This is a genomic window from Pseudomonas sp. P4_B4 (assembly GCF_056402255.1).
Window position 1 is genome coordinate 329,331 of sequence record NZ_JBFUHS010000002.1, and the last position, 25,523, is coordinate 354,853.

Annotated in this window: 19 protein-coding genes; 12 read left to right on the forward strand and 7 right to left on the reverse strand. The window is 60.1% G+C overall.

Going from position 1 to position 25,523, the window contains the following annotated elements; translation table 11 throughout:
• Window positions 1–4: 4 nt before the first annotated feature.
• The 5 genes from thrC to AC1DVE_RS03895 all read left to right on the forward strand — a co-directional run bounded on the left by thrC (window position 5) and on the right by AC1DVE_RS03895 (window position 9,659).
• Window positions 5–1,384, forward strand: coding sequence for a threonine synthase (thrC, locus tag AC1DVE_RS03875; RefSeq protein ID WP_223542924.1), 1,380 nt, complete (start codon window positions 5–7; stop codon window positions 1,382–1,384).
• Window positions 1,385–1,406: 22 nt separating this feature from the next.
• Window positions 1,407–1,844 carry an Lrp/AsnC family transcriptional regulator gene (locus tag AC1DVE_RS03880; RefSeq protein ID WP_223459278.1) on the forward strand — a complete coding sequence of 146 codons (438 nt, stop codon included), beginning with the start codon at window positions 1,407–1,409 and terminating at the stop codon, window positions 1,842–1,844.
• Window positions 1,845–2,318: 474 nt separating this feature from the next.
• Window positions 2,319–3,740: a group II intron reverse transcriptase/maturase gene (gene ltrA, locus AC1DVE_RS03885; protein WP_477783778.1), complete on the forward strand. Its 1,422-nt coding sequence runs from the start codon at window positions 2,319–2,321 to the stop codon at window positions 3,738–3,740.
• Window positions 3,741–4,170: 430 nt separating this feature from the next.
• A complete protein-coding gene (locus AC1DVE_RS03890) occupies window positions 4,171–8,292 on the forward strand; it encodes a DUF1592 domain-containing protein (protein ID WP_223456204.1) in 4,122 nt (1,373 codons plus the stop codon).
• Window positions 8,293–8,294: 2 nt separating this feature from the next.
• Window positions 8,295–9,659, forward strand: coding sequence for a DUF1552 domain-containing protein (locus tag AC1DVE_RS03895; RefSeq protein WP_223456205.1), 1,365 nt, complete (start codon window positions 8,295–8,297; stop codon window positions 9,657–9,659).
• A 76-nt stretch (window positions 9,660–9,735) separates the two neighbouring features.
• On the opposite strand, the gene AC1DVE_RS03900 is transcribed toward AC1DVE_RS03895, so the two are convergent.
• Window positions 9,736–9,894 (reverse strand): DUF3309 family protein, encoded by a 159-nt coding sequence (locus AC1DVE_RS03900; RefSeq protein WP_223456302.1) that lies wholly within the window; start codon window positions 9,892–9,894, stop codon window positions 9,736–9,738.
• A gap of 278 nt (window positions 9,895–10,172) precedes the next feature.
• On the opposite strand from AC1DVE_RS03900, the gene AC1DVE_RS03905 reads away from it, so the two are divergent.
• From AC1DVE_RS03905 to csrA, 3 genes are all read left to right on the forward strand, one after another.
• Window positions 10,173–10,988 carry an SDR family oxidoreductase gene (locus AC1DVE_RS03905; protein ID WP_223456206.1) on the forward strand — a complete coding sequence of 272 codons (816 nt, stop codon included), beginning with the start codon at window positions 10,173–10,175 and terminating at the stop codon, window positions 10,986–10,988.
• Between the two features lie 64 nt (window positions 10,989–11,052).
• A complete protein-coding gene (locus AC1DVE_RS03910) occupies window positions 11,053–11,385 on the forward strand; it encodes a YnfA family protein (protein ID WP_008004345.1) in 333 nt (110 codons plus the stop codon).
• 154 nt (window positions 11,386–11,539) lie between these two features.
• The gene (gene csrA / locus AC1DVE_RS03915) at window positions 11,540–11,725 is read left to right on the forward strand and encodes a carbon storage regulator CsrA (RefSeq protein ID WP_223456207.1); all 186 of its coding nucleotides are present in this window, start codon (window positions 11,540–11,542) and stop codon (window positions 11,723–11,725) included.
• A gap of 5 nt (window positions 11,726–11,730) precedes the next feature.
• On the opposite strand, the gene AC1DVE_RS03920 is transcribed toward csrA, so the two are convergent.
• The 5 genes from AC1DVE_RS03920 to mnmC form a co-directional block, all read right to left on the reverse strand.
• Window positions 11,731–11,958, reverse strand: coding sequence for a YheU family protein (locus AC1DVE_RS03920; protein ID WP_056727184.1), 228 nt, complete (start codon window positions 11,956–11,958; stop codon window positions 11,731–11,733).
• Window positions 11,959–12,166: 208 nt separating this feature from the next.
• Complete coding sequence (locus tag AC1DVE_RS03925; protein WP_223456208.1) at window positions 12,167–13,357, reverse strand: osmoprotectant NAGGN system M42 family peptidase; 1,191 nt, start codon at window positions 13,355–13,357, stop codon at window positions 12,167–12,169.
• A 125-nt stretch (window positions 13,358–13,482) separates the two neighbouring features.
• Window positions 13,483–15,231 (reverse strand): N-acetylglutaminylglutamine synthetase, encoded by a 1,749-nt coding sequence (gene ngg / locus AC1DVE_RS03930; protein ID WP_223456209.1) that lies wholly within the window; start codon window positions 15,229–15,231, stop codon window positions 13,483–13,485.
• 3 nt (window positions 15,232–15,234) lie between these two features.
• Complete coding sequence (locus AC1DVE_RS03935) at window positions 15,235–17,007, reverse strand: N-acetylglutaminylglutamine amidotransferase (RefSeq protein ID WP_223543544.1); 1,773 nt, start codon at window positions 17,005–17,007, stop codon at window positions 15,235–15,237.
• A gap of 170 nt (window positions 17,008–17,177) precedes the next feature.
• Window positions 17,178–19,157, reverse strand: coding sequence for a bifunctional tRNA (5-methylaminomethyl-2-thiouridine)(34)-methyltransferase MnmC2/FAD-dependent 5-carboxymethylaminomethyl-2-thiouridine(34) oxidoreductase MnmC1 (mnmC, locus tag AC1DVE_RS03940; RefSeq protein WP_223456211.1), 1,980 nt, complete (start codon window positions 19,155–19,157; stop codon window positions 17,178–17,180).
• Window positions 19,158–19,310: 153 nt separating this feature from the next.
• Here mnmC and pap point away from each other — a divergent pair, with 153 nt between their 5' ends.
• The 3 genes from pap to AC1DVE_RS03955 all read left to right on the forward strand — a co-directional run bounded on the left by pap (window position 19,311) and on the right by AC1DVE_RS03955 (window position 23,274).
• Window positions 19,311–20,834, forward strand: a complete 1,524-nt coding sequence (gene pap / locus AC1DVE_RS03945; RefSeq protein ID WP_477783779.1) for a polyphosphate:AMP phosphotransferase — start codon at window positions 19,311–19,313, stop codon at window positions 20,832–20,834.
• Window positions 20,835–20,936: 102 nt separating this feature from the next.
• A complete protein-coding gene (locus AC1DVE_RS03950; RefSeq protein ID WP_223456213.1) occupies window positions 20,937–22,121 on the forward strand; it encodes a thiolase family protein in 1,185 nt (394 codons plus the stop codon).
• 193 nt (window positions 22,122–22,314) lie between these two features.
• Window positions 22,315–23,274: a DMT family transporter gene (locus tag AC1DVE_RS03955; protein WP_223456214.1), complete on the forward strand. Its 960-nt coding sequence runs from the start codon at window positions 22,315–22,317 to the stop codon at window positions 23,272–23,274.
• 130 nt (window positions 23,275–23,404) lie between these two features.
• On the opposite strand, the gene AC1DVE_RS03960 is transcribed toward AC1DVE_RS03955, so the two are convergent.
• Window positions 23,405–24,799 carry a class II fumarate hydratase gene (locus AC1DVE_RS03960; protein WP_223456215.1) on the reverse strand — a complete coding sequence of 465 codons (1,395 nt, stop codon included), beginning with the start codon at window positions 24,797–24,799 and terminating at the stop codon, window positions 23,405–23,407.
• A gap of 191 nt (window positions 24,800–24,990) precedes the next feature.
• Here AC1DVE_RS03960 and AC1DVE_RS03965 point away from each other — a divergent pair, with 191 nt between their 5' ends.
• On the forward strand, window positions 24,991–25,515 hold the full coding sequence (locus AC1DVE_RS03965) for a DUF2059 domain-containing protein (RefSeq protein WP_007997268.1): 525 nt from the start codon (window positions 24,991–24,993) through the stop codon (window positions 25,513–25,515).
• The last annotated feature ends 8 nt before the right edge of the window (window positions 25,516–25,523 follow it).

The following is a 25,523-nucleotide window of genomic DNA, read 5'->3' on the forward strand; positions in this document are numbered from 1 at the left end:
AACCATGCGTTATGTAAGTACCCGAAATTCGGCCGTGCAGGTCGACTTCGAACAGGTCGTATTGTCTGGCATTGCCGAGGACGGTGGGCTGTTCGTACCGCTCGAACTGCCGCTGTTTGAAGCGCAGGACATCGCCAACTGGTCGACCTTGCCCTATGACGAACTGGCCTACAGGGTGATCAGTCCGTTCGTGGGGGGGGCGATCCCCGAGACAGACCTCAAGCGCCTGCTCAAAGAGGCTGGCAGTCAATTCAGCCATCGTTCCCTGGCGCCTTTGCATCAGGTCGATCGTAACGAGTGGGTGCTGGAACTGTTCCACGGGCCGACTCGCTCCTCGAAGGATTTTGCCGCGCAGTTGCAGGCGCGGCTGGTGCCGTATTTTCTGCGCAAGCGCGGGCGTCGCGGGGTAGTGATCGGTGCCACCAACGGCGATACCGGGCTGGCGGCCATCGAGGCGTTCAAGCGCTGCGAGGACACCTGCGTGGTGGTGTTTTACCCAGAGAAGGGCGTTCCCCGGGACCAACTCCAGCATCTGCAAGCAGCGGCGCACCCGAGGGTTCATCAGTTCGCGGTCAACGGCAGCTTCGACGAGTGCCAGACCATCGTCACCCGGCTGTTCCGACAATGGCCGTATGCGCAGTACGAGGCGATCAGTTTCAACTCCAGTAACTGGGTCAGTGTGTTGGCGCAACTGGTGTTTTACTTCCACGCTGTGTTGCAACTGGGGGGTGGCCAGCGTCCGATCGGTTTCAGCGTGCCTGCGGCGAGTTTTGCCGAGGTGTATGCAGGCTATATCGCGCAAAAAATGGGCCTGCCGATCACCCAGATGATTGTTGCGACCAACCAGAATGACGCGTTGCATCAGTTGTTTCAGAAGAACCACTACAGCAGGTCACGAGCCAACAAGACGCTTTCGCCTGCCATGGACCTGTCGATCTTTTCCAATCTGGAACGGTTCCTTTGGGAGCTCTACGGGCATGACGACCAGGCGGTGTGTGCCCTGATGGAGGGGTTCGAGTCCAGCGGCGAGATGGTCATCGCCAACGAGTTCTGGTTGCAGGCGCGGATGATCATCGACTCCTACGCCGTCAGTGATGAGCAGACGCTGACTGAAATCACCTCGTTGTATCACGACACCGGTTACGTCATCGACCCGCACACGGCCACTGGCGTGCTGGCCGCCAGGTTGTATCGGCGAAGCCTGGTGGCGCCAATGGTGACCCTGGGGGAAATCTCACCGGTCAAGTCGGCAGCACTGCTTGGCGAGTTAGGCATCAGTGTGGCGGGGCTGCACCCTGAGGTCGCGACGCTAGGACAGGCGCAGGTTTACCGGATTCAACCGGACGACCTCGATACCATCCATGAACTGCTCGGCGCGCTGTGAAGGCGCGCCAACAGGAGGTCAAGTGAAGCGAATTCTGGACCCTCTCGATGAACACATCATCGCGGAACTACAGCTCAATGCCAGGGCTGCACACGCCGAACTGGCGGCCAAGGTCAATCTGTCACGCAATGCGGTGCGCCAGCGCATAGAAAGACTTGAACGCGACGGTGTAATACAGGGATATACGGTACGCACGGGGGAGGGGCGACAAGCGACGTCGAACATCAACGCGGTGATTTTCGTTTACCGCTACGACCGGATGCGGGGAGCGGAAGTGTTGCAATCGCTGCGGGCAATTCCGGAAGTCATCCAGTGCGATGTCATGAGCGGCGAGTTCGACTTGATGTTGCGGGTGGGCGCTGCGAGCCCGCAGCGGGTGCACAAGGTCTGGACTGAAATTGCCGCGTTGCCTGGAGTAGAAAACACCGTGACCTCCTTCGTGCTGTCATCTGTCGTTTAACCCATTTTTCGTGCTGCCAAAAGCCAACCTGCGTTGGCTTTTTTTATGGTGCGCCAGGCATGGCGCGTTGCGCGCAAGCGCAACCAGCTTGGCTGTGGTGGCCTCGCTGGTGACTTGGAGGTGAAAGTCCTCTACACACCCGGCAAGGGGAAGTGTTAGCCAGAGGCAAGGGTGTCGTGGGTGACCGCGAATCTGAAGGAAGCCCGAGGCAAAATGCTGGCCTGACGAACAGGAAGCGGATGAGGCGGCGCAGCGGGGTAAGACGGCCATAATCGTCAAAGCCCAATACTTGCACGGAACGCTGTGACGTAGATCCGACAGGCATAAGCAGGAAGGTCGCGCGAATTACCCTGGGAGATCTGCACGTTTGCCACTGTGCTACCGAGCGTCGTGAGGCGACGGGATGAGCGTGCAGAAGTCAGCCGAGGCCGTAGTAAGTGGCAAGTAACTCTGCCACCAAGGGCCGAACAGGTTATGCCGCCAGTAGGCGTCAGAGTCTCGTCGAATACCGAAATGCAGAAATTTCTCCCAGAGAAGACTGTTACTCCGAGTCCCGGACAGAATCCGAGGATGACGGCTGACAGCGCACAGGTATCGACGGCGTCTGTGACGTGGACGAACGCGGAGCCGGAAACACTGATGGAGCGGGTGCTTGCACCCGCCAACCTTAGGCGTGCGTATCAACGCGTGGTCAGCAACAAGGGCGCGCCGGGTGCCGATGGCATGACGGTCGAGCAATTGGCGGACTACGTGAAACAGTATTGGCCGATCCTCAAGGGCCGGCTGCTGGCCGGCGAGTATCACCCGCAAGGTGTACGCGCCGTCGACATCCCCAAACCCAAAGGGGGAACAAGGCAGCTGGGCATCCCCAGTGTCGTGGATCGCCTGATCCAACAGGCCTTGCTGCAACAGCTCACGCCGCTCTTCGATCCGTTGTTCTCGGACTACAGCTACGGTTTTCGTCCGGGCAGAAGCGCTCACCAAGCCATCGAAACCGCCCGAGCTCATGTGGCGGCGGGACACCGCTGGTGCGTGGAGCTCGATCTTGAGAAGTTCTTTGATCGGGTCAACCACGATGTCCTGATGGCCTATGTCGAGCGCCAAGTCGAAGACAAGCGCGTGCTCAGGCTGATTCGCCGTTACCTCGAAGCGGGCGTGATATCGGGCGGATTCGTCGGCCAACGGCAGGAGGGGACGCCGCAAGGCGGCCCGCTGTCGCCATTGCTGTCGAATATCCTGCTTAACGAACTGGATCGCGAATTGGAACGGCGAGGTCATCGTTTCGTGCGTTATGCCGATGACGCGAACATTTATGTGCGCAGTCGGCGTGCTGGCGAGCGAGTGATGACCAGCGTCGAACGGTTCTTGAGTCAGCGTCTGAAACTGACGTTGAACCGGGAAAAGAGTCGTGTGGCACGCCCTTGGGTTTGTGATTACCTGGGTTACGGGATGAGCTGGCATAAGCAGCCGAAGCTGAAAGTGGCGAAGATGAGCCTGGGTCGCTTACGCGACCGGCTTAGAGAACTGCTGCGCGGGGCAGAGGGCCGCAAGATGGCGACAACTATCGAGCGGATCAATCCTGTACTGCGCGGTTGGGCGGGTTACTTCAAGCTCATCCAGAGCAAGCGAGCGTTTGAGGAACTGGACGGCTGGGTACGGCATAAACTTCGTTGTGTGATCTGGCGCCAATGGAAGCGGCCCTCAACAAGGGCTCGTAACCTGATACGCCTAGGGCTCAGCAGGGCCCGCGCCTGCATATCGGCGTTCAATGGCCGTGGCCCATGGTGGAGTTCCGGAGCTGCGCATCTGAATCAAGCGCTACCGAAGAAACTGTGGGATAGGCTGGGACTGGTCTCAATACTGGATACGATCAATCGGCTTAGCCGCATAACCTGAACCGCCGTATACGGAACCGTACGTACGGTGAGAGGACGGCGGATGTAAATCCGCCTCCTACTCGATCTTGCCGGGTGGCGATGTACCGCACCCAAGGGTAATACCTGTCAACTCTGACAGTAGACACCCTTGGGGTTTGGGGATTTCATACATGTGCTTCGGGTACCTGATCCAACGCTTGCAACAGCGACGTTGAGAGCGGGCAGTGTTGCAAGGATGAGTGTCTGTCTGTTCCTGTCTCTATGGCTTTCGTGCCATGTCTTGGTCATGCAGTGGAACCGCATTGGAAGACATTCCAATAGAAACGCCGGGGTTGGCTTTGGCTCTTTTTTTGCCTGCCACTTCGGTTCAGGTGGTTCGCCGCAGGACACTGAATCTGCAGATTTGTCCGACGGGTTGAAACACTTGGCTGACGAGTGAGGCTCGCTTCATGAATAAGTCTGTCGGTGTGCTTCGTTTGCTGTGGCTCGCGTGTCTGGTGGCGCTCGCCGCTGTCATCGCTTTAGCGGTGTTCACCGGAACATCAGAGTCAGCTCCCTCACCTCGGTCCTGTACCGCACCCGCTTACGAGAAGGACACGGCCTATGAACAAGGGCAACAGGTACAGCACGCCGGCCAACAGTTTGAATGCTGGAAAGATGACGAGGCACCGCTTGGTGTCGGCAGTTGGCAATGGTGTCGGCAACCGGCCTATGAGCCACTCCTTCCAACCAACCACTGGAAAGGCGCGTGGAAGGAACTCGGTGAATGCGGTGGTTTTGAGGGCAATCGCCTGACGCTGAGCTTTTCCACTCTTAGCGGCAAAGCACCCCTGAAACCGGCGGTGCCCGGTGTCGCTCGCGCTGATCAGATGGTCACCGGGACTTTGCGCTGCAAGGCCGAAGAGATTTCGATCAGCGCGAAGGCCAACGAAACGATCCACCTCGATAATCTGAAAGCCTGCGACTACCAATTGGTGATGAACAGCACTGATGGATACATCCCGCTGAACACGCCGCGCATTGTCACGTTCAAGGCAGCGCAAGGGGCAGAGCAAGCCGTGACGGTGAAGTATCGTCCACCGGTGGATGTGAGCAAGCTCAGTGGTTTGCCGGGGATAAAAATCGAGCTGTTTGCCCAGGGGCTTATTCAACCCAGGCAGATGGCCATGGGCAAGAACGTATTGTATGTCGGCTCCAGCGCAATCCCTTCGTACGTCTATGACGGAAAAATCGGCGACATGATCTATGCGTTGCCACTGGATGGAGCGGGTAAACCGACGGGCATTCATGTCATTGCCAGCGGTCTGGAAGAGCCTCACGGCGTGGCGTATCGCGACGGTGACCTGTATTACTCGACCACGGGTGGTCTGTATCGCTTGCGTAACGCGGACGATCATTACAAAGACCCGAAACCCGAACTGGTTTTCAACTTTCCGGCAGATGACAACCTGTTTCCCTTGCCCCCTCTGTCGTCCGGTTCGAACACTCGCATCTGGCACATGAAACACCCCTTGCGCTTCAATCCACTCGATCCATCAGACAAGTGGCTTTATACGGCGGTCGGCATTCCGTGCAACTTGTGCATGATTCCTGCCGACAAGCGTTATGGGGCTGTCTTGCGCTACTCCCTGGAAACGGGGGCGTCCGAGATTCTGGCCACGGGGGTGCGTAATTCTGTCGGCTTCGACTGGAACCCTAAGGACGGCAAAATATGGTTCAGCGACAATAATCGCCAAGGCTTCCCCAACCCTGATGAGGTCAACTTTATCCGGGGCCCCGGGTTGCATTTCGGCGTGCCTTATCGGTTTGGCAAGGACACGCCCGGATTCACCCAGGAGGAGTACCTGAACTCGGGTGTGATCCAGCCACCGCTGGTGCCCGGTGCCATTGTGTCCGACAAGTCGCTCGAGCAGATCAACCCCGCTGATTATGTGCCGGCAGCTTTTGAGTCGGGCACCAACACGGCACCGCTCGGGGTCAAGTTCTGGTCAGGTTACCCGGCCACTGCGGATACCCAACATTTGCTGGTTGCGGTGCATGGTGCGGGCTCCACCGCCCGTCCAGGCATGGACATACAAATGCTGACCATCCAGGGCGGTACGCGCGTGGTCAACCAGATCCCGTTGATCAATGGATTTGTGCAGGATCCGGATCGGTTTGATGTCTATTGCCTGGACAACTCGTGCATTGGGCGCCCCGTCGAGTTTCTTGAACTGACGGATGGCAGCCTGTTGATCAGCGACGATGTCGCCGGGGTCATCTATCGCGTGCGCTATGACACAACCGGGTTGCCGCAGACCGAATTGGCGTTGCGTCCGATGCTGTCACCCCCCGGCCTGGAAGACGAGATGATCAGCGGTTATCTGATTGCCCCCGATGGCAATAGCCGGCTGGTGCAAATGTCATGGCATCCGTTAAACAATGAGTTCGCGCTGGTTCTCAAAGGGCTGGCGTACGGTGAGTATCAGTTGCGGCTCAATGATGTGAAAAACTGGATTCCTGAGGTGCGCAACACATCCTTCACGCTATCGGAAACCAACAAGACTCGTACCATCACCACGCGTTACCGCGAGCGGCCGATCAAGCTTGAGGTCAAGATTGCGATCCAGGCACCGGCTAAACCTGCTTCAGTCACCGATGGCCAATGGCACATCAGCCTGGTCAATGAGGCCCGGAGCAATGCTGAGCAACAGGTCATAAACATTCCATGGGGCGGGACTACAACGCAGCTCCTCGACTATGGCAAGTACAAGGTTTTCTACCCGTTTTACTCGAAGGAAAAACCGGAGCCGGAACTGGAGCTGGTGGTGATTGATGAGTCCAGTCAGGACCGGCAGTTACCACTCATGACTTACCAACATGTCGAGAGCCTGGGCGAAAGGGTCTTGGCGGGGGCCTGTACCAAGTGCCATTCGGTCGAGTACTTCAACAGCGTGAGTAAGGCCTTGCTCTGGAGCGTGGCGGGTCGGGAAGCGTTGGTCAAACAAATCAAGACCATGCCGGTTTCAGGGCATTGCGACACCACCTGTGCGACTGAAATCAGTAATCACTTGTTCGACGTCGTCTGGAAACCTTACCTGGATCAGGGCGAATCCTATGGCGCGCGGCAGTTGCGATTGCTGACGCCAAGTGAGTATGCCGTCACCGTCTGGGACATTCTGGGTGTCGAAGTTAATCCCGATAAACTGCCGGCCGACAAGTCCGAAAAAGACTTCAAGTACCCAGGGGAAGCGAACATGGGCGTTCTGCAGGCAGAGGACGTCAAACTGTTTTACGACATGGCATTGTCGGTGGCAGAAAAGGTTTCGCCATCGCGGTTGAGCGCGCTGGCAACCTCCCGGACAGGCAACGATCTGGTTACCTCCCTGGGTTATCAGTTGTTCCGACGGCCTGTGACTGACGCCGAGCGGTTGCGTTACCAGAAAATCCTCAACGAGCAAGGGGCGCCGGCTTTAATCACCGCTCTAATGATGTCGCCGAACTTTCTCTATCGCTCTGAACTGGGGACGGCGACAGCATTGGCAAACAACGTGTACGAGTTAACGCCGTTCGAGGTAGCGACTGCGCTCTCTTACGCGTTCGAGGGCACGACTCCGGATGTTGAACTGCTGGCCAAGGCGCAGCGTAACGAACTGCGGACCTCACAACAGATCTCTGCAGAGATTGAGCGAATGATGCAAACGGATCGCGGTATCGAGCAGTTCAACCGATTCGTCAGCTACTACGTCAAAACCGCTCGGGGCGTGCAGGAAAAACCGGGACTGAGCAAACACATGATCGAACTCATGGCCCAGGAGCAGTATTTGCTGAGCAAAACCATGTTACTGAGTTCGGGAACCCTGAGTGAGTTGTTCAACCCTGGTTACACCTATTTGAATCAGGACCTGGCCGCGCATTATGGAATCAGCGGCGTCACGGGCAGCACGATGCAAAAGGTCGTAGTGGACGAAAAACGGGGAGGGTTGTTGCATCTGGGGCTGACTCAAGCTGCCACGTCAGACTTGGTGAGCACCTCATTGGTCAAGCGTGGAATCATGGTACGTGAGCAGATGTTCTGCCGTGAATTCGGTGCCCCGGTGGAGCCCGAGCCTGAAGGCCCTACGCTTCCAAACCGGGCAATTACCACCCGTGAATACTGGGGGCTGGTAAACGGCGAACATGCTTCAAACGGGCGTTGCTGGCAATGCCATCAATTCATGAATGACACCGGGGCGGCATCGCAGAACTACGATGCGGCCGGTCGTTATCGCACCGTGGAAAACGCCTACAACTACAATCAATATCCACAAATTATGCCGATCGACGCCTCCGGTCCGTTTATCACTTCGGCCGGAACCGAGCATATCAACGACGTTCGGGATATTGCCCGAATAATTCCACGCCATCCGGCATCCCAGTTCTGCATGGCCGACAGTTACTTCCGGTTTGTATTCGGCACCAAATCTGATGCCTCGACCTCGGGGACCGTGAAAGCGATTGCCGATGGTTTGAAAACCTCAGGGGCCCTGGCAGAAATGTTGCGAACTCTGGGTACCTCCAAGGCGTTCACCTACAAGACCGAGAGGAACTGATCATGGGCATTTTGAAAAGTCGTCGACGCTTTCTTGCGGGTCTGGCTGCGGCGAGTGTCTTTGGTCCGTTGACCCAATTCGGATTAGCGCGGATGGCATTGGCGGGGCAATCCGAGCAAGCCAGGTTGAAGGTCGTGTTTGCGGTGGTCCCCGACGGTCTGGCGGTGGACTCCTACAATGGCGGTGGTTTTGGTGATGGGCGCGGATTGTGGCATCCCACTGCACAGGGGACGGATACCACGGCCTTTACGCTGAATGAAGTCAGTTCAGAGCTGGCCGCCTATCGCAACCAGTCGTTGTACCTGCGCGGGATTATTCTGGGGCCGGGGAACGTGGGTCATAATGGCTGGAACTGGGTATTGCGTGATAGCGCACAGAGTCAATCGTCTATTGACGTGTTGCTGGGGCAAGCGCTGCCGGGCACTGAGCCGTCCCACCGAAGTCTGTTTGCCGGTCCCCACGCCGGAATCGATGGAACGCCCTGGTTTGTGTCGTTTCAGGGAAGTGCGATTCGTACCCCCTACCGTGACCCAATGCTGATGGTTGAATCGTTGTTCAAGTCACCCGCTCAGACTCGGGGCGCACTACAGCCTGGGGCCGGTGCGCTGCTGGAGGCATCCCTGGTGGATATCCAGGAACTCAGAGTCAAACTTTCTGCCGGAGAACGGCAAAAGCTTGATACCCATCTCGACTCGGTGGAGCAGGTCATCAAGGACCTGGAGGAAACACGGCCACCCGTGGGGGCATGTGAGCCTGTGACACTCGAGCCCCTGGATTACAGATCGGCGGTGCACCGCACCCGCATTCAGGCTGATCACCACAAAGTGGTGGCCACCGCATTGGGTTGCGGGATAACCCGGGTCGCCACCCTTCAGATCGGGCGCTCGGCGGAGTCGCTCAATATCGTTGATGTCAGTTCCACCAGTAATCCCCATGAATGTGCACATCGTTACGCCGGGGAAGAGCCCTGGAGAGGAACACGGAAATGGTACGTCAAGCAGATCAAACTGTTTATGGATGAACTGGCCAGGTACCAGGACCCGCACGTGCCCAGCGACAATCTGCTCCAACATACACTCGTCGTACTCACCAGCGAGATGGCCGATGGAGCCCCTGAGCACATGGTCGATATGCCGATGTTATTAATGGGAGGCGCGAGCGGATTATTAAAAAGCGGGGACGGTTCAGGGCGGTACTTCAACGTTACGTCGCAAGCCGATCGTCAGCACCACGCGGGGAACCCGGTGATCGGCAAGAATTTCGTCGACATGCAGCGTATCTGGGCAACCGTAGCCAAGGCCGCAGGAACCAGCGTGCCTTATGACGGCAATATCGATCCCCTCAGCGGGATATTCACTAACGTATGAATCAAAACAACGATGCCAGTCAGATTGACTGACTGGCATCGTCTTTTTCGCTGGTTTCTATCTGCTTGTCAGACTTTCATATCTTGCCGAGCAACAACAGGATCAGTATCACCACCAACACCACGCCGAGGATTCCGGATGGGCCATAACCCCAACTTCTGGAGTGCGGGAAGACCGGCAAACCACCGATCAGTAACAGGATCAGAATGACGATCAGTATTGTGCCCATGTCTATTTCCTTGTCGAAAATGCAGTGGATTGACCCTGCCAATCAAGGTCAGCGGGAATGAAGTAAGTTCGAGCTGCTTAAAAAAGCCGACTCTTGCGCTTGCAGGAAAACTCCAGGTTTTTTCAAGTATTTCGAGCAGGTTCTTATTTCTATTGTTGTTGCCTTAGTTGTTTCAGGCGCTCCCGCGGTTTGCTTGGGCCATTCAGCAATCTGATGGAGCGTGGGTCGGGCAATTTCCTTCGCTACACTCGGTGCATCTTCCGAGAACAACAAGGCTGTTTGCTATGCAAAATCGCATGATGATCACTGGTGCAGGCTCGGGCCTGGGTCGCGAAATCGCGCTGCGCTGGGCGCGTGAAGGCTGGCAACTGGCTTTGTCGGACGTCAGCGAGCCCGGGTTGCAGGAAACCCTCAAGCTGGTCCGCGAAGCGGGCGGCGACGGTTTTATCCAGCGCTGCGACGTACGCGATTACAGCCAGTTGACGGCGTTCGCCCAGGCCTGCGAAGTCAAGCTCGGCGGCATCGATGTCATCGTCAATAACGCGGGCGTGGCGTCTGGCGGGTTCTTCAGTGAGTTGTCCCTGGAGGACTGGGACTGGCAGATCGCGATCAACCTGATGGGCGTGGTCAAGGGTTGCAAGGCTTTCCTGCCGTTGCTGGAAAAAAGCAAAGGCAAGATCATCAATATCGCGTCCATGGCCGCGCTGATGCAAGGCCCGGCGATGAGCAACTACAACGTGGCCAAGGCGGGCGTGGTGGCGTTGTCCGAAAGCCTGCTGATCGAGCTGGCGCATCAGGAAGTTGGGGTGCATGTGGTGTGCCCGTCGTTCTTCCAGACCAACCTGCTGGACTCCTTCCGCGGCCCGACTCCGGCCATGAAAGCCCAGGTCGGCAAGTTGCTGGAAAGCTCGCCCATCAGCGCCGCCGACATCGCCGACTACATCTACCGGCAGGTCGCCGCTGGCGAGTTCATGATCCTGCCCCACGAACAGGGCCGCATGGCCTGGGCGATCAAGCAGAAGACCCCGCAATTGCTCTACAACGAAATGACCATCATGGCCGACAAAATGCGCGCCAAGGCCAGGCAATCGGCAAGCTGATCTTGCCCGCAGGCGACGCTGTGGTTAGGGTGGCCGCCATCGGCCATCCTCGCGAGACGCTTGCATGCTCAATTACCTGTGGTTTTTCCTCGCCGCGCTGTTCGAAATTGCCGGTTGCTTTGCCTTCTGGATGTGGCTGCGCCAAGGCAAAAGCATGTGGTGGGTGGTGCCGGCGCTCCTCAGCCTGACCCTGTTCGCCCTGCTGCTGACCCGTATCGAAGCCACCTACGCCGGCCGTGCCTACGCCGCTTACGGTGGCATCTACATCATTGCCTCAATCGGCTGGTTGGCCGTGGTCGAGCGGATTCGTCCGCTGGGTTCGGACTGGCTCGGCGTGGCGCTGTGTGTGATCGGCGCGAGCATCATCCTGTTCGGGCCGCGATTCTCCGCGTCCTGACAGATCGGCCCTACAATCAACCGGCTTGTCAGACCTTTCCGTAAGCGTGGCGCGTCAGGGGCTGTCAGTCCGGTCTGGTTTGCTGTCGGAGCATTGTAGGCGTGCGGCGGGCCGGGCATCTTCAAGGGCCAGTAACCCCTGAAGGACACTCCTCATGCTCGTACTCACTCGCATTGTGGGCGAAACCATTTCCATCGGTGACAACATTACCGTGCGTGTTCTCGCGATCAACGGAAGCAACGTGCGCTTTGGCGTTGAAGCGCCTCAGGACGTCAATGTGCACCGCTGCGAAATCTACGAACGCATCCAGAACAAACTGGCGAAAACCAAGGAGCGCTGAAGGCCTCAGTCAAACAGGTGCTTGGGCACGTCGTGCTTGAGCATTAACTGGCATTGCTCGCTTTCCGGATCGAAGACAATCAGTGCCTGGCCCTTGGTCAAGGCCTGGCGCACGCGCAGGACGCGGGTTTCCAGTGGTGTGTCGTCACCATTGTCCGTGCCGTCGCGGGTCACGAAGTCCTCGATCAGGCGAGTGAGGGTGTCGACTTGAAGTTGGTCGTGGGGGATCAGCATAGGCACCTCGGTTGGATCAATGGCGCGATGCTACGGCGATTGGGCGAGGACAGCCAGCCCGGGGTCTTATGTTGTCTAGTCTGACGCCTTCGCGAGCAAGCCCGCTCCCACAGTTGACCGAGTTACTCCATGAAAATGCGGTCGAATGTGGGAGCGGGCTTGCTCGCGAAGGCAATGTGTCAGACACCGAATATCTCAGCGTTTCAACTCAACTCTCCGACCGCTGCCCCACCAGGCTGTCCACCGACGGCACCCGCGTATCGCTTTCCATCTGTGTGTCGTGTTCAAGCTGATGGCTGAAGCGGTCCAGTGAGCCCTTGGCCGGCTGTGCATCGCTTGCAAACACGGGTGGGCTGAGGATGTATGCACCGAGCAGGCGGCTCAGGGCGGCGAGGCTGTCGATGTGGGTGCGCTCGTAACCGTGGGTGGCGTCGCAGCCGAAGGCAAGCAGGGCGGTGCGAATGTCGTGGCCGGCGGTGACCGCCGAATGGGCGTCGCTGAAGTAGTAGCGGAACAGGTCGCGGCGTGCCGGCAACTCGTTGTCGCTGGCCAGGCGCAGAAGGTGGCGCGACAGGTGATAGTCATACGGCCCGCCTGAATCCTGCATCGCGATGCTCACCGCGTGCTCGCTGGAGTGTTGGCCGGGCGCCACCGGTGCGATGTCGATGCCGACGAATTCACTGACGTCCCAGGGCAACGCCGCCGCGGCGCCGCTGCCGGTTTCCTCGGTGATGGTGAACAGTGGATGGCAGTCGATCATCAGCTCTTCGCCACTGTCGACGATGGCTTTGAGCGCCGCCAGCAGCGCGGCCACCCCGGCCTTGTCGTCGAGGTGACGGGCGCTGATGTGGCCGCTTTCGGTGAACTCCGGCAATGGGTCGAAGGCGACGAAATCGCCGACGCTGATGCCCAGCGATTCGCAGTCGGCACGGGTGGCGCAGTAAGCGTCCAGGCGCAATTCGATGTGATCCCAACTGATCGGCATTTCATCCACGGCGGTATTGAACGCGTGCCCGGAAGCCATCAGCGGCAGGACGCTGCCGCGGATCACGCCATTGTCGGTAAACAGGCTGACCCGGCTGCCTTCGGCAAAACGGCTGGACCAGCAGCCGACGGGCGCGAGGCTCAGGCGGCCGTTGTCCTTCACTGCACGCACCGCCGCACCGATGGTGTCCAGGTGGGCGGAAACGGCGCGGTCGGGGCTGTTTTTCTTGCCCTTGAGCGTGGCGCGGATGGTGCCGCGACGGGTCAGCTCGAAGGGAATACCGAGTTCTTCAAGGCGTTCGGCGACGTAGCGCACGATGGTGTCGGTGAACCCGGTGGGGCTGGGAATGGCGAGCATTTCCAGCAGGACTTTTTGCAGGTAACCGAGGTCCGGCTCGGGGATTTTGCTGGTCATGGAAACTCCTGATTGGTTTTCGCCTGTACGGCCGCCTTCGCGAGCAGGCTCGCTCCTACAGGGGGAACGCGATCAAAGGTGGGAGCGAGCCTGCTCGCGATGGCATCAGTCCAGACAACGCATCACTAAGAGACCACCGGCTGACTGTACGGAAACAACAAATCCACAAACCGCTCCGCCGTGGGCTGCGGTTCGTGGTTGGCCAGCCCGGCCCGTTCGTTGGCTTCGATAAACACATAGTTCGGCTGGTCAGCGGCGGACACCATCAGGTCGAGGCCGACCATGGGAATGTCCAGGGCTCGGGCCGCGCGGATGGCGGCGTCCACCAGCGTCGGATGCAGGATCGCCGTGACGTCTTCAAGCACGCCGCCGGTATGAAGGTTCGCCGTGCGCCGTACGAACAGGTGTTCGCCGGCCGGCAGAATGCTGCTGTATTCGTAACCGGCGGCACGCAAGGTGCGCTGGGTTTCCTGGTCCTGCGGGATCTTGCTTTCGCCATCCGTGGCCGCTTGTCGCCGCCGGCTCTGGGCTTCGATCAATGCACCGATGGAGTGCTGGCCGTCGCCGACCACTTCGGCCGGCCGGCGAATGGCGGCGGCGACCACTTCAAAACCGATCACCACAATGCGCAGGTCCAGGCCCTCGTGGAAACTTTCCAGCAGCACGCGGCTGTCGAAGTGGCGAGCGGCTTCTATGGCTTGCTGCACCTCCTCGATGGTGCGCAAATCCACCGCCACCCCTTGGCCCTGTTCACCATCCAGTGGCTTGACCACCACGCGTTGGTGTTCATCGAGGAACGCCAGATTGTCATCGGCGTTACCCGCCAGTTGCTGCGCCGGCAGTTTCAACCCGGCAGCCTTGAGGACTTTGTGGGTCAGGCTTTTGTCCTGGCACAGGGTCATGCTGACGGCGCTGGTCAGGTCGCTCAGGGATTCACGGCAGCGTACCCGGCGCCCGCCATGGCTGAGGGTGAACATCCCGGCGTCGGCGTCATCGACGTGCACATCGATGCCACGACGGTGTGCTTCCTCGACAATGATCCGTGCGTAGGGGTTGAACGCGGCTTCCGGGCCGGGCCCGAGAAACAGCGGCTGATTGATGCCGTTCTTGCGCTTGATGGCGAAGGTCGTCAGGTTGCGAAAACCGAGCTTGGCGTAGAGGCTTTTCGCCTGGCGGTTGTCGTGCAGTACCGACAGGTCGAGGCAGGCGAGCCCGCGACTCATGAAGTGTTCGATCAAATGCCGCACCAGCACTTCACCGACACCCGGCCGCGCACAATGCGGGTCGACCGCCAGGCACCACAGGCTGCTGCCGTTTTCCGGGTCGTTGAAGGCCTTGTGGTGGTTGAGGCCCATGACGCTGCCGATGACCGCGCCGCTGTCCTCGTCTTCGGCCAGCCAGTACACCGGGCCGCCCAGATGACGCGGAGTGAGCAGGGTGGCATCGATCGGCAGCATGCCGCGGGCCTGGTACAGCTGATTGATCGCCTGCCAGTCGGTATCGCTTTGCGCGCGTCGAATGCGAAAACCACGAAATACCCGGGTCGCCTGACGGTAGTCGCTGAACCACAGGCGCAAGGTATCGGACGGGTCGAGGAACAGCTGCGTCGGCTCAAGCCCCAGTACTTGCTGGGGTGCGGCGACGTACAGGGCAATGTCCCGCTCGCCGGGCTGCTCGTTGAGCAACTCGCCTGCGAGGCTCGCGGCATCGGCAAAGGTATGGCCGATCAGCAAGCGGCCCCAGCCGCAATGCACGGCAATCGGCGCCCCGCCGAGTTCACTGCCATCCTCGGCCAGACGTGCCTGCAAGCGTTCGTAGGAAGGCGACTGGCCGCGCAACAGGCGTTGGCTGAAAGCCGTGGCGTGAGGTTTCATCGGTCAGATTCCTTGTTCGTTGAGCCACAGGTTGAGGGCCGCCAGTTGCCACAGCTTGGAGCCGCGCAACGGCGTCAATTGCCCCTGTGGATCAGTCAGCAGACGGTCGAGCATCGCGGGGTTGAACAGGCCGCGATCCTGGCTGGGATCGAGCAGCAGCTCGCGCACCCATTCCAGCGTATCGCCCTGCAAATGCTTGAGGCCCGGCACCGGGAAGTAACCTTTCTTGCGGTCGATCACTTCACTGGGAATCACTTGTCGCGCAGCTTCTTTCAAGACTTGCTTGCCGCCGTCCGGCAGTTTGAAACGCCCCGGAATCCGTGCCGACAGCTCCACCAGGCGGTAGTCGAGAAACGGCGTGCGCGCTTCCAGGCCCCAGGCCATGGTCATGTTGTCGACGCGTTTGACCGGGTCGTCCACCAGCATCACCGTGCTGTCCAGACGCAGGGCCTTGTCCACCGTCGCATCGGCACCGGGCTGGGCGAAATGGGCTTTGACGAAGTCACCGGCGGCGTCATTCGCAGTCAGCCATTTCGGTTGCACGGTGGCGGCGTAGTCGTCGTAACTGCGGTCGAAAAACGCTTCGCGGTACGCGGTATACGGATCGCTCGCGCCGTCCACTTGCGGATACCAGTGGTAACCGGCGAACAGTTCGTCGGCGCCCTGGCCGCTTTGGACGACTTTGCAGTGTTTGGCCACTTCCCGGGACAATAGGTAGAAGGCGATGCAGTCATGGCTGACCATCGGTTCGCTCATGGCGCGGAACGCGGCGGGCAGTTGTTCGATGATCTCTTTTTCATCGATACGCAGTTGATGGTGCTGCGTGCCGTAGTGTCGGGCGATCAGGTCGGAGTATTGAAACTCGTCCCCACGCTCGCCGCCGGCATCCTGGAAGCCGATGGAGAAGGTCGACAGGTTGTCCACGCCGACTTCCCGCAACAGGCCCACCAGCAGGCTTGAATCGACGCCACCGGACAACAGCACGCCGACATCCACTGCCGCGCGTTGGCGGATGGCGACCGCTTCGCGGGTGCTGTCGAGCACACGGTCGCGCCAGTCTTCGAGGGTCAGATCCGTTTCATCGGGGTGAGGGCCGTAGGGCAGGGTCCACCAGGTTTTCTGCTCGGTGCGGCCATCGGCTTCGATGCGCATCCAGGTGGCCGGCGGCAGTTTTTCAATGCCCGCCAGCAAGGTGCGCGGTGCCGGGACCACGGAGTGGAAATTCAGATATTGATTGAGCGCCACCGGATCGAGGAGCGGATTGATGTCGCCGCCCTTGAGCAATGCCGGCAGCGCCGAGGCAAAGCGCAGGCGCTGGCCGGTGCGCGACAGGTACAGCGGTTTCACGCCGAGTCGGTCGCGGGCGATGAACAGGCGTTGGGCATCGCGCTCCCAAACGGCGAAGGCAAACATGCCGTTGAGTTTTGGCAGCAGCGCTTCGCCCCAGGCGTGATAGCCCTTGAGCAACACTTCGGTATCACCACCGGAATAGAAGGCGTAACCCAGGTTTTCAAGTTCCGCGCGCAGTTCCGGAAAGTTGTAGATCGCCCCGTTGAAGGCCAGGGACAAGCCCAGTTGCGGGTCGATCATCGGCTGCGCCGAGCCGTCCGACAGGTCCATGATTTTCAGGCGCCGATGGCCCAGGGCAACCGGCCCCTGGCTATGAAAGCCCCAGGCGTCGGGGCCGCGGGGGGCCAGGTGATGGGTGATTCGTTCAATGGCTGCAAGGTCTGCAGGTTGATGATCAAAACGTAACTCGCCAGCTAATCCGCACATAAATTCCTTACCGGTTTTTCCGTTGGGGAGGGTCGATCGATACCGCGCCCAAACGGCGGGTACTCAGAAAGTGACCCTCCTCGGTAAGGGGAGTTTTAGATCGATGAGTTATATGCGCGACTGACCGCGGCCGAATGCCCTTGTGAGAGCAACTTCGACTGCTGTATCGACTACTTGCCCCGGATCAGGCGCCGCAGGGCAAACCGGTTGGGGTGACAGGCTTCGGCCACGCTTCTGGGCAACGGCAGGGGTTCGTTGTCCAGCCACGCCGCCAGCAGTTCACCGGACAGCGGCGCGGTGATCAGACCGCGAGAGCCGTGGCCGCTGTTGACGTACAAACCGTCAAGCCATGGGCATTCGACGTCCGGCACCTGCCGGGCATCCTTACCCAGCGCCGCATACGCCTGAGTGAATGCCTGGGTGTCGGCCAATGGGCCGACGATTGGCAAGTAGTCGGGGCTGGTGCAGCGAAATGCAGCGCGACCCTGGAGATGCTCGGGGTCGAGGTGTTCGATCTCCAGCCGCTCGACCAGATCGTGGGAAATCTCTTCGAGCATGGCCAGGTTGCCCAGGTGTTCTGCCGTGGTCGGCGTCAGGTCATCGCTCTTGAAATCGAAACTGGCCCCCAGGGTGTGTTCGCCCAAACGGGCGGGGGCGACATAGCCTTCGGCACACACCACGGTGCTCAGGGCCTGGCTTTGCGGGGTTTGCGCCAGGCGGGTGATTTGCCCGCGAATGCGTTTGAGCGGCAACTCGGCGCTCTCGGGGAAACGCTGGATTTCGGCTGCGCCGGCGAGCACCACCACGGGGGCGTCGGCAAGCAATCGCTCGCCGTCCCAGGCTTGCCAACGGCCTTCAACCTTGCGCAGTTCCAGCGCATCGTGATGGGTGAGCAATTGAATCTGTGGATGCGCAGCCTGCCACTGGCACAGCGCCGGTGGGTGGACCCAGCCGCCTTCGGGATAGAACAGGCCCCCCTGTGCCAGCCCGATACCGGCCACGGCCTGTGCCTCGGGTTGATCCAGCAGGTGCAACAGGTCCGCTGGAAACGCCGCGGCCAATTGCACCTGGCGTTCGGCTTCCTTGGCATTGAAGGCCAGTTGCAACACGCCGCAATCGTCCCAGTCGCGGCCCCGTTGCAAGTGTTCGAGCAGGCGTCGGGTGTAGCCGAATCCGCTGACGATCATTTGCGACAGCGCCGTGCCATGGGCAGATAACTTCAGGTAGAGCACGCCCTGCGGGTTGCCCGAGGCTTCCTGGGCGATGTCGTCGTGGCGCTCCAGCACTGTCACTTGCCAGCCCCGCGCGGCGAGGCTGGCGGCGCTGGCACAACCGGCCAGGCCGGCACCGATCACCAGTGCCTGGCGCTCGCCGGTCAACGGGGTCGGGCGGGCAAACCAGGGTTTATCCAGGGCCGGGGCCGGCGTTTCCTGGGGCCAGCCGAGGAACTCGCCGCGCAGGATCTCCCATTTGTGGCCGATGCCGGGGGTGCGTTTCATCTTGAAGCCGGCGGCGTTGAGCAGGCGCCGCACCCAGCCGGTGCTGGTGAAGGTGCTGATGGATGCACCGGGAGCGGCCAGGCGAGCCAGCTCGGCAAACAGTTCGGCGGTCCACATGTCGGGGTTCTTCGCCGGGGCGAAACCGTCGAGGAACCAGGCGTCGATTCGGGCATCGAGTTGCGGCAGTTGCTCCAGTGCATCGCCGATCAGCAGCGTCAGGGTCACGCGGCCGTGGTCCAGCGTCAGGCGCTGAAAGCCCTGATGGATGGCCACGTACTGCTCAAGCAGTTGATCGGCAAACACCTTGAGTTCCGGCCACAGCGCCAGGGCTCGTTGCAGGTCGGCCGGGCTCAACGGGTACTTCTCGACGCTGACAAAATGCAGCCGCGCACCGGCCGCGGCGTGTTGCTCGAACACCTGCCAGGCACACAGAAAATTCAGCCCGGTGCCGAACCCCGTTTCCCCGATGACCAGCCGTCCGCCCTCGGGCAAGGCCGCAAAGCGTTCCGCCAAGCGGTTCTGCTCAATAAAGACATAGCGGGTTTCGTCCAGGCCCGACTGGTCGGAGAAATACACATCGTCGAACACTCGCGAATACGGGCGACCTTGGTCGTCCCAGTCGAGCTGGGCGTGGGGCAATACAGGTTTCATGGCAGGCTCGGCAACGGCAAGGCCGCCATTCTAGCCGATCACGGGGGCGGTGCTTGATCCGTGGCAAGGTATGCATTGGCCGAGACCGGGAGAATCTCTGCTGGCCTTCAGTTCAATCCGCTAGTCTTGCTCACATCTGGAAGGGAGCCGCTCATGTTTGAATCCGCCGAAATCGATCACGCCATCGACAAAGAAACCTACGACGCCGAAGTCCCGGCCCTGCGCGAAGCGTTGCTCGAAGCGCAATTCGAATTGCAGCAGCAACGCCGCTTTCCGGTGATCATTTTGATCAATGGCATCGAAGGTGCTGGCAAGGGCGAGACGATCAAGGTGCTCAACGAGTGGATGGACCCGCGCTTGATCGAGGTCCGCACGTTCGACCAGCAAACCGACGAAGAGCTGGCGCGGCCGCCGGCCTGGCGGTACTGGCGGATGCTCCCGGCCAAGGGGCGCATGGGGATTTTCTTCGGCAACTGGTACAGCCAGATGCTGCAGGGACGGGTCCATGGCGAGTTCAAGGATCCGCGTCTGGACCAGGCGATCAATGCCGCCGAGCGCCTGGAAAAGATGCTGTGCGATGAAGGTGCGCTGATCTTCAAGTTCTGGTTTCACCTCTCCAAGAAGCAAATGAAGGCACGCCTCAAGGCGCTGGCCGACGACCCGCTGCACAGCTGGCGCATCAGCCCGCTGGACTGGCAGCAGTCGGAAACGTACGACAGGTTCGTGAAGTATGGCGAGCGGGTGCTGCGCCGCACCAGCCGCGACTATGCACCCTGGCATGTGATCGCCGGGGCGGATGCCCATTATCGGAGCCTGGCCGTGGGGCGGATTCTACTGGCGGGCCTGCAGGGCGCATTGCAGCGACCGACGATCCATCCGGAAAAGGTCAGCGCCGCGCCAGTGTTCCCCAGTGTCGATCAAGTGAACCTGCTCGACAGCCTGGACCTGACCCTGCACTTGGACAAGGAAGATTACGAAGAACAGCTGATCACCGAGCAGGCGCGGTTTTCCGGGTTGATGCGTGACAAACGCATGCGCCGCCACGCGCTGGTGGCGGTGTTCGAGGGCAACGACGCAGCCGGCAAGGGCGGGGCGATCCGCCGGGTCGCGGCAGCACTTGATCCGCGCCAGTACAGCATCGTGCCGATTGCCGCGCCCACCGAAGAAGAACGGGCGCAACCGTATCTGTGGCGCTTCTGGCGGCACCTGCCGGCCCGGGGCAAGTTCACCGTGTTCGACCGTTCCTGGTATGGCCGGGTGTTGGTGGAGCGCATCGAAGGTTTTTGCAGCCCGGCAGACTGGCTGCGCGCCTACAGCGAGATCAACGATTTCGAGGAACAGCTCACCGACGCCGGTGTGATCGTGGTCAAGTTCTGGCTGTCCATCGACAAACAGACGCAACTGGAGCGCTTCGAGGAGCGCGAAAAGATTCCCTTCAAGCGCTTCAAGATCACTGAAGATGACTGGTGCAACCGTGAAAAATGGGATGACTATCGCGCGGCGGTCGGTGACATGGTCGACCGTACCAGCACCGAGATTGCGCCATGGACTCTGGTGGAAGCCAACGACAAGCGCTGGGCACGGGTCAAGGTGCTGCGCACCATCAACCGGGCACTGGAAGAGGCTTTCGAAACATCCGACCGACAAGAGCACAAGAAGCGTAAGGACAAGGATTGAAGCGATGGTTACGCATACGCGAGGTGAATAATTGTCGCGGTCGGTGAAGAGCTGGACTTATGCTCGGTCCACTCTCAACCGATAACAACAATGAGGTATGCCATGCGTGAAGTGGTGATCGTCGACAGCGTGCGGACCGGCCTGGCCAAATCCTTTCGCGGTAAATTCAACATGACCCGCCCGGACGACATGGCGGCACACTGTGTCGATGCACTGTTGGCGCGCTCCGGTATCGATCCGGCGAGCGTCGAGGACTGCATCGTTGGCGCCGGCTCCAACGAAGGCGCCCAGGGTTTCAATATCGGTCGCAATGTCGCGGTGCTGTCGCGCCTGGGCATCGGCACGGCCGGCATGACCCTCAACCGGTTCTGTTCCTCGGGCTTGCAGGCGATCGCCATTGCCGCCAACCAGATCGCTTCGGGTTGCAGCGACATCATCGTCGCCGGCGGCGTCGAGTCCATCAGCCTGACCATGAAGAGCGTCAATACCGACAATCTGATCAACCCGCTGCTCAAGGAACAGGTGCCGGGCATCTACTTCCCGATGGGCCAGACTGCTGAAATCGTCGCGCGTCGGTACGGCGTCAGCCGCCAAGAGCAGGACCTGTACGCGCTGCAGAGCCAGCAGCGTACCGCAGAGGCTCAGGCCGCCGGGCTGTTCACCGATGAAATCGTGCCGATGGCGGTGAAGTACCGCGTCGAAGACAAGGCCACAGGTCAAGCACAGATCCTCGACGGCATCGTCGACCGCGATGACTGCAACCGCCCGGACACCACCCTGGAAAGCCTGGCCGGGTTGAAACCGGTGTTCGCCGAAGATGGCTCGGTCACGGCGGGCAACTCGTCGCAGCTGTCTGACGGCGCGTCCATGACCCTGGTGATGAGCCTGGAGAAAGCACTGGGACTGGGGCTCAAGCCGAAAGCGTTCTTCCGCGGCTTTACCGTGGCCGGTTGCGCACCGGACGAAATGGGTATCGGTCCGGTGTTTTCGGTACCGAAACTGCTCAAGGCCAAAGGCTTGCGGATTGACGACATCGACCTGTGGGAACTCAACGAAGCATTTGCCTCACAGTGCCTGTACAGCCGCAACCGCCTGGAAATCGACAACGCCCGCTACAACGTCAACGGTGGTTCGATTTCCATTGGTCACCCGTTCGGCATGACCGGCTCGCGCCAGGTCGGGCATCTGGTTCGTGAATTGCAGCGACGCAATCTGCGGTACGGCATCGTCACCATGTGCGTGGGTGGCGGGATGGGGGCAACCGGGTTGTTTGAAACGGTGCGTTAAGCCTCCATATTTCTCGTTGTCAGTTAGACAGCCATCGCGAGCCTGCTCGCGATGGGGGCACCACGGTCAAAAAACATCACCTGAAGATTACGACCTGCACAGTTTCATTCGCGGCCAGACCGAAACTGTGCCTGTGTACGCCACCGCTGCGAGCCTAGAATGACGACTCCTGTCAGTTGGCGTTGGGGTTCACATGCACATTTCATCGGGTCGCTGGGGTTACGGTCTGTTCCTGGCCTTGTTGACCGCGCTGTTGTGGGGAATCCTGCCGATCAAACTCAAGCAAGTGTTGCTGGTGATGGACCCGGTGACGGTGACCTGGTTTCGCCTGCTGGTATCCGGCGGCTGCCTGTTCATTTACCTGGCAGCCACCAGGCGCCTGCCCAGCCGCAAAGTGCTCGGACCTCGTGGCGGCTGGCTGGTGCTGATGGCGGTGCTCGGCCTGGTCGGTAACTATGTGTTGTATCTGATGGGCCTGAACCTGCTCAGCCCCGGCACCGCGCAACTGGTGGTGCAGATGGGCCCGATCATGCTGCTGATCGCCAGTCTTTTTGTGTTCAAGGAACGTTTCAGCCTGGGGCAGGGGATTGGCCTGCTGGTGCTGCTGATCGGCTTTGCGCTGTTTTTCAACCAGCGCTTGAGTGAGTTGCTCACGTCGCTGACCGACTACACCGCCGGCGTGCTGCTGGTGCTGTTGGCGTCCACGGTCTGGACCTTCTATGCCCTGGGGCAGAAGCAATTGCTGACGGTGTGGAATTCGCTGCAGGTGATGATGGTGATCTACCTGTTTTGCGCGGCGCTGTTGACGCCGTGGGTGCATCCGCTCGAAGCGTTGCAATTGAACCCGTTGCAGGGTTGGTTGCTGCTGGCGTGCTGTCTGAATACCCTGATTGCCTATGGCGCGTTTGCCGAGGCCCTGGCCCATTGGGAAGCTTCCCGGGTCAGTGCGACGCTGGCCATTACGCCGTTGGTGACTTTTGCCGCGGTTGCCATGGCTGCGTGGCTGTGGCCCGACTATGTGCATGCCGAGACGATCAATGGTCTGGGATATGGCGGCGCGGTGCTGGTGGTGCTGGGGTCGGCGCTGGTGGCGTTGGGGCCATCGTTGATTGCCGGATTGAAGGCGCGGAAGGTGCGAATGGCAGCCAGTTAGACCGCGTCATCGTTCATCGCGGGCAAGCCACGCTCCCACAGGTTTCGAGTCGTTCATCAACTTTGTGGACGACGCAAAACCTGTGGGAGCGTGGCTTGCCCGCGAAGACGGACTATCAGGCGCTAAAGATTCAGCCCTTGGCCCCAGCCTCCAGCATATTTTCCGGCCTCACCCACGCATCGAACTCTTCGTCAGTCAGATACCCGAGCTGCAACGCCGCCTCGCGCAAGGTCAGTCCTTCGCTGTAGGCCTTCTTGGCGATCTCCGCCGATTTGTCATAGCCAATGTGCGGGTTGAGCGCCGTCACCAGCATCAAGCCACGCTCCAGGTGTTCAGCCATTTTTTCCGCATCCGGCTCCAGACCGGCCACGCAGTGCTGCTGGAAGTTGCTGCAGCCATCAGCCAGCAAACGGATCGATTGCAGCAGGTTATGGATGATCACCGGTTTGAACACGTTCAACTGCAAGTGGCCCTGACTGGCGGCAAAGCCGATGGCGACGTCATTGCCCAACACCTGGCAGGCCAGCATCGACAGCGCTTCGCACTGGGTCGGGTTGACCTTGCCCGGCATGATGGAACTGCCCGGCTCATTGGCCGGCAGCCTGACTTCGGCGAAGCCGGCGCGCGGGCCGGAACCCAGCAGGCGCAGATCGTTGGCGACTTTCATCAGCGTCACCGCGAGGGTTTTCAGCGCGCCGGACAGCGTGGTCAGCGGTTCATGTCCGGCCAGCGCGGCGAACTTGTTCGGCGCGGTGATAAACGGCAATCCGGAGAGGGCGGCCAATTCCGCGGCGATGGCCTCACCGAAGCCGTGGGGTGAGTTCAGCCCGGTGCCGACGGCCGTTCCGCCCTGGGCCAGCTCGCAGACCGCGGGCAGTGCGCTGCGGATCGCCCGCTCGGCGTAATCGAGTTGCGCAATGAAGGCCGAGATTTCCTGACCGAAGCTGATCGGTGTCGCATCCATCATGTGGGTTCGGCCGGTCTTGACCAGTTTCATATTGCGGGCGGCCAGCTCGGCCAGCCCGCCGGACAGTTCGCTGATCGCCGGCAGCAAGTGCTGTTGCACCGCCTGGACGGCCGCGATGTGCATGGCGGTGGGGAAGCAATCGTTGGAGCTCTGGGAGCGATTGACGTGATCGTTGGGGTGCACCGGGGACTTGCCGCCACGGGGGTTGCCGGCCAGCTCATTGGCGCGCCCGGCGATCACTTCGTTGACGTTCATGTTGCTCTGGGTGCCGCTGCCGGTTTGCCAGACCACCAACGGAAACTGATCGTCGTGGTCGCCGGCGAGCACTTCGTCGGCCGCCTGTTCGATCAGACGGGCGATATCGGCGGGCACGTCGCCGTTGCGATCATTGACCCGTGCCGCGGCTTTCTTGATCAGCGCCAGGGCATGCAATACGGCCAGCGGCATGCGTTCGTTGCCGATGGCGAAGTTGATCAGCGAGCGTTGCGTCTGAGCGCCCCAATAGGCTTCATCCGGGACTTCAACCTGGCCGAGGCTGTCGGTTTCGATACGGCTCATCTTGCTCACTCCTGTAGGTCCGATTGCGCAGTTTAGGCCGTGATCGACGGCCGTGGTTCCATCAGTCTGAATTTGACCATTCAACCCCTCTAAATCAGGTGCGACAAGGCTTGGGGTTGAGCGACACACTTTTTTAGGCGCAGAATGGACGCCCTTGGGGTCTTACCTCGCCAGCTAGAAAAGGAAACTCGATGACTCGTCTTCGTGCCATCTGTACCGCCGTTGCTTTGGTCTGCGCCAGCGGCCAGGTTCTTGCCGACACCGCCAGCCATAACGCCAGTGCCGAGGCTTTCCTGACCATGGCGCACGCTGACAAACTGGGCACCCCGGTGTACATGCAAGTACAGCAGATGTTTGCCCAGCGTTTCGAACAGACCAAAGCCCCTGAGTCGAAAAAGGCCGTGCTGGAAACCTACCAGGCCAAGGCCAACGCCGCTCTGGACCAGGCCATTGGCTGGAACAAGCTGAAGCCGGACATGGTCAAGCTCTACACCACCAACTTCACCGAATCCGAGCTCAAGGACCTGGTTGCGTTCTACCAGTCGCCACTGGGCAAGAAAGTCCTGGAAAAAATGCCTCAGCTGACCCAGCAATCGGCCCAGATGACCCAGGCCAAGCTGGAAAGCGCAGTGCCGGTGGTCAACAAGCTGTTGGCTGACATGACCGCCGAGCTGACGCCGAAAGACGCGGCCGCTCCAGCCAAGAAAAAGCCTTAAGCGGAGTT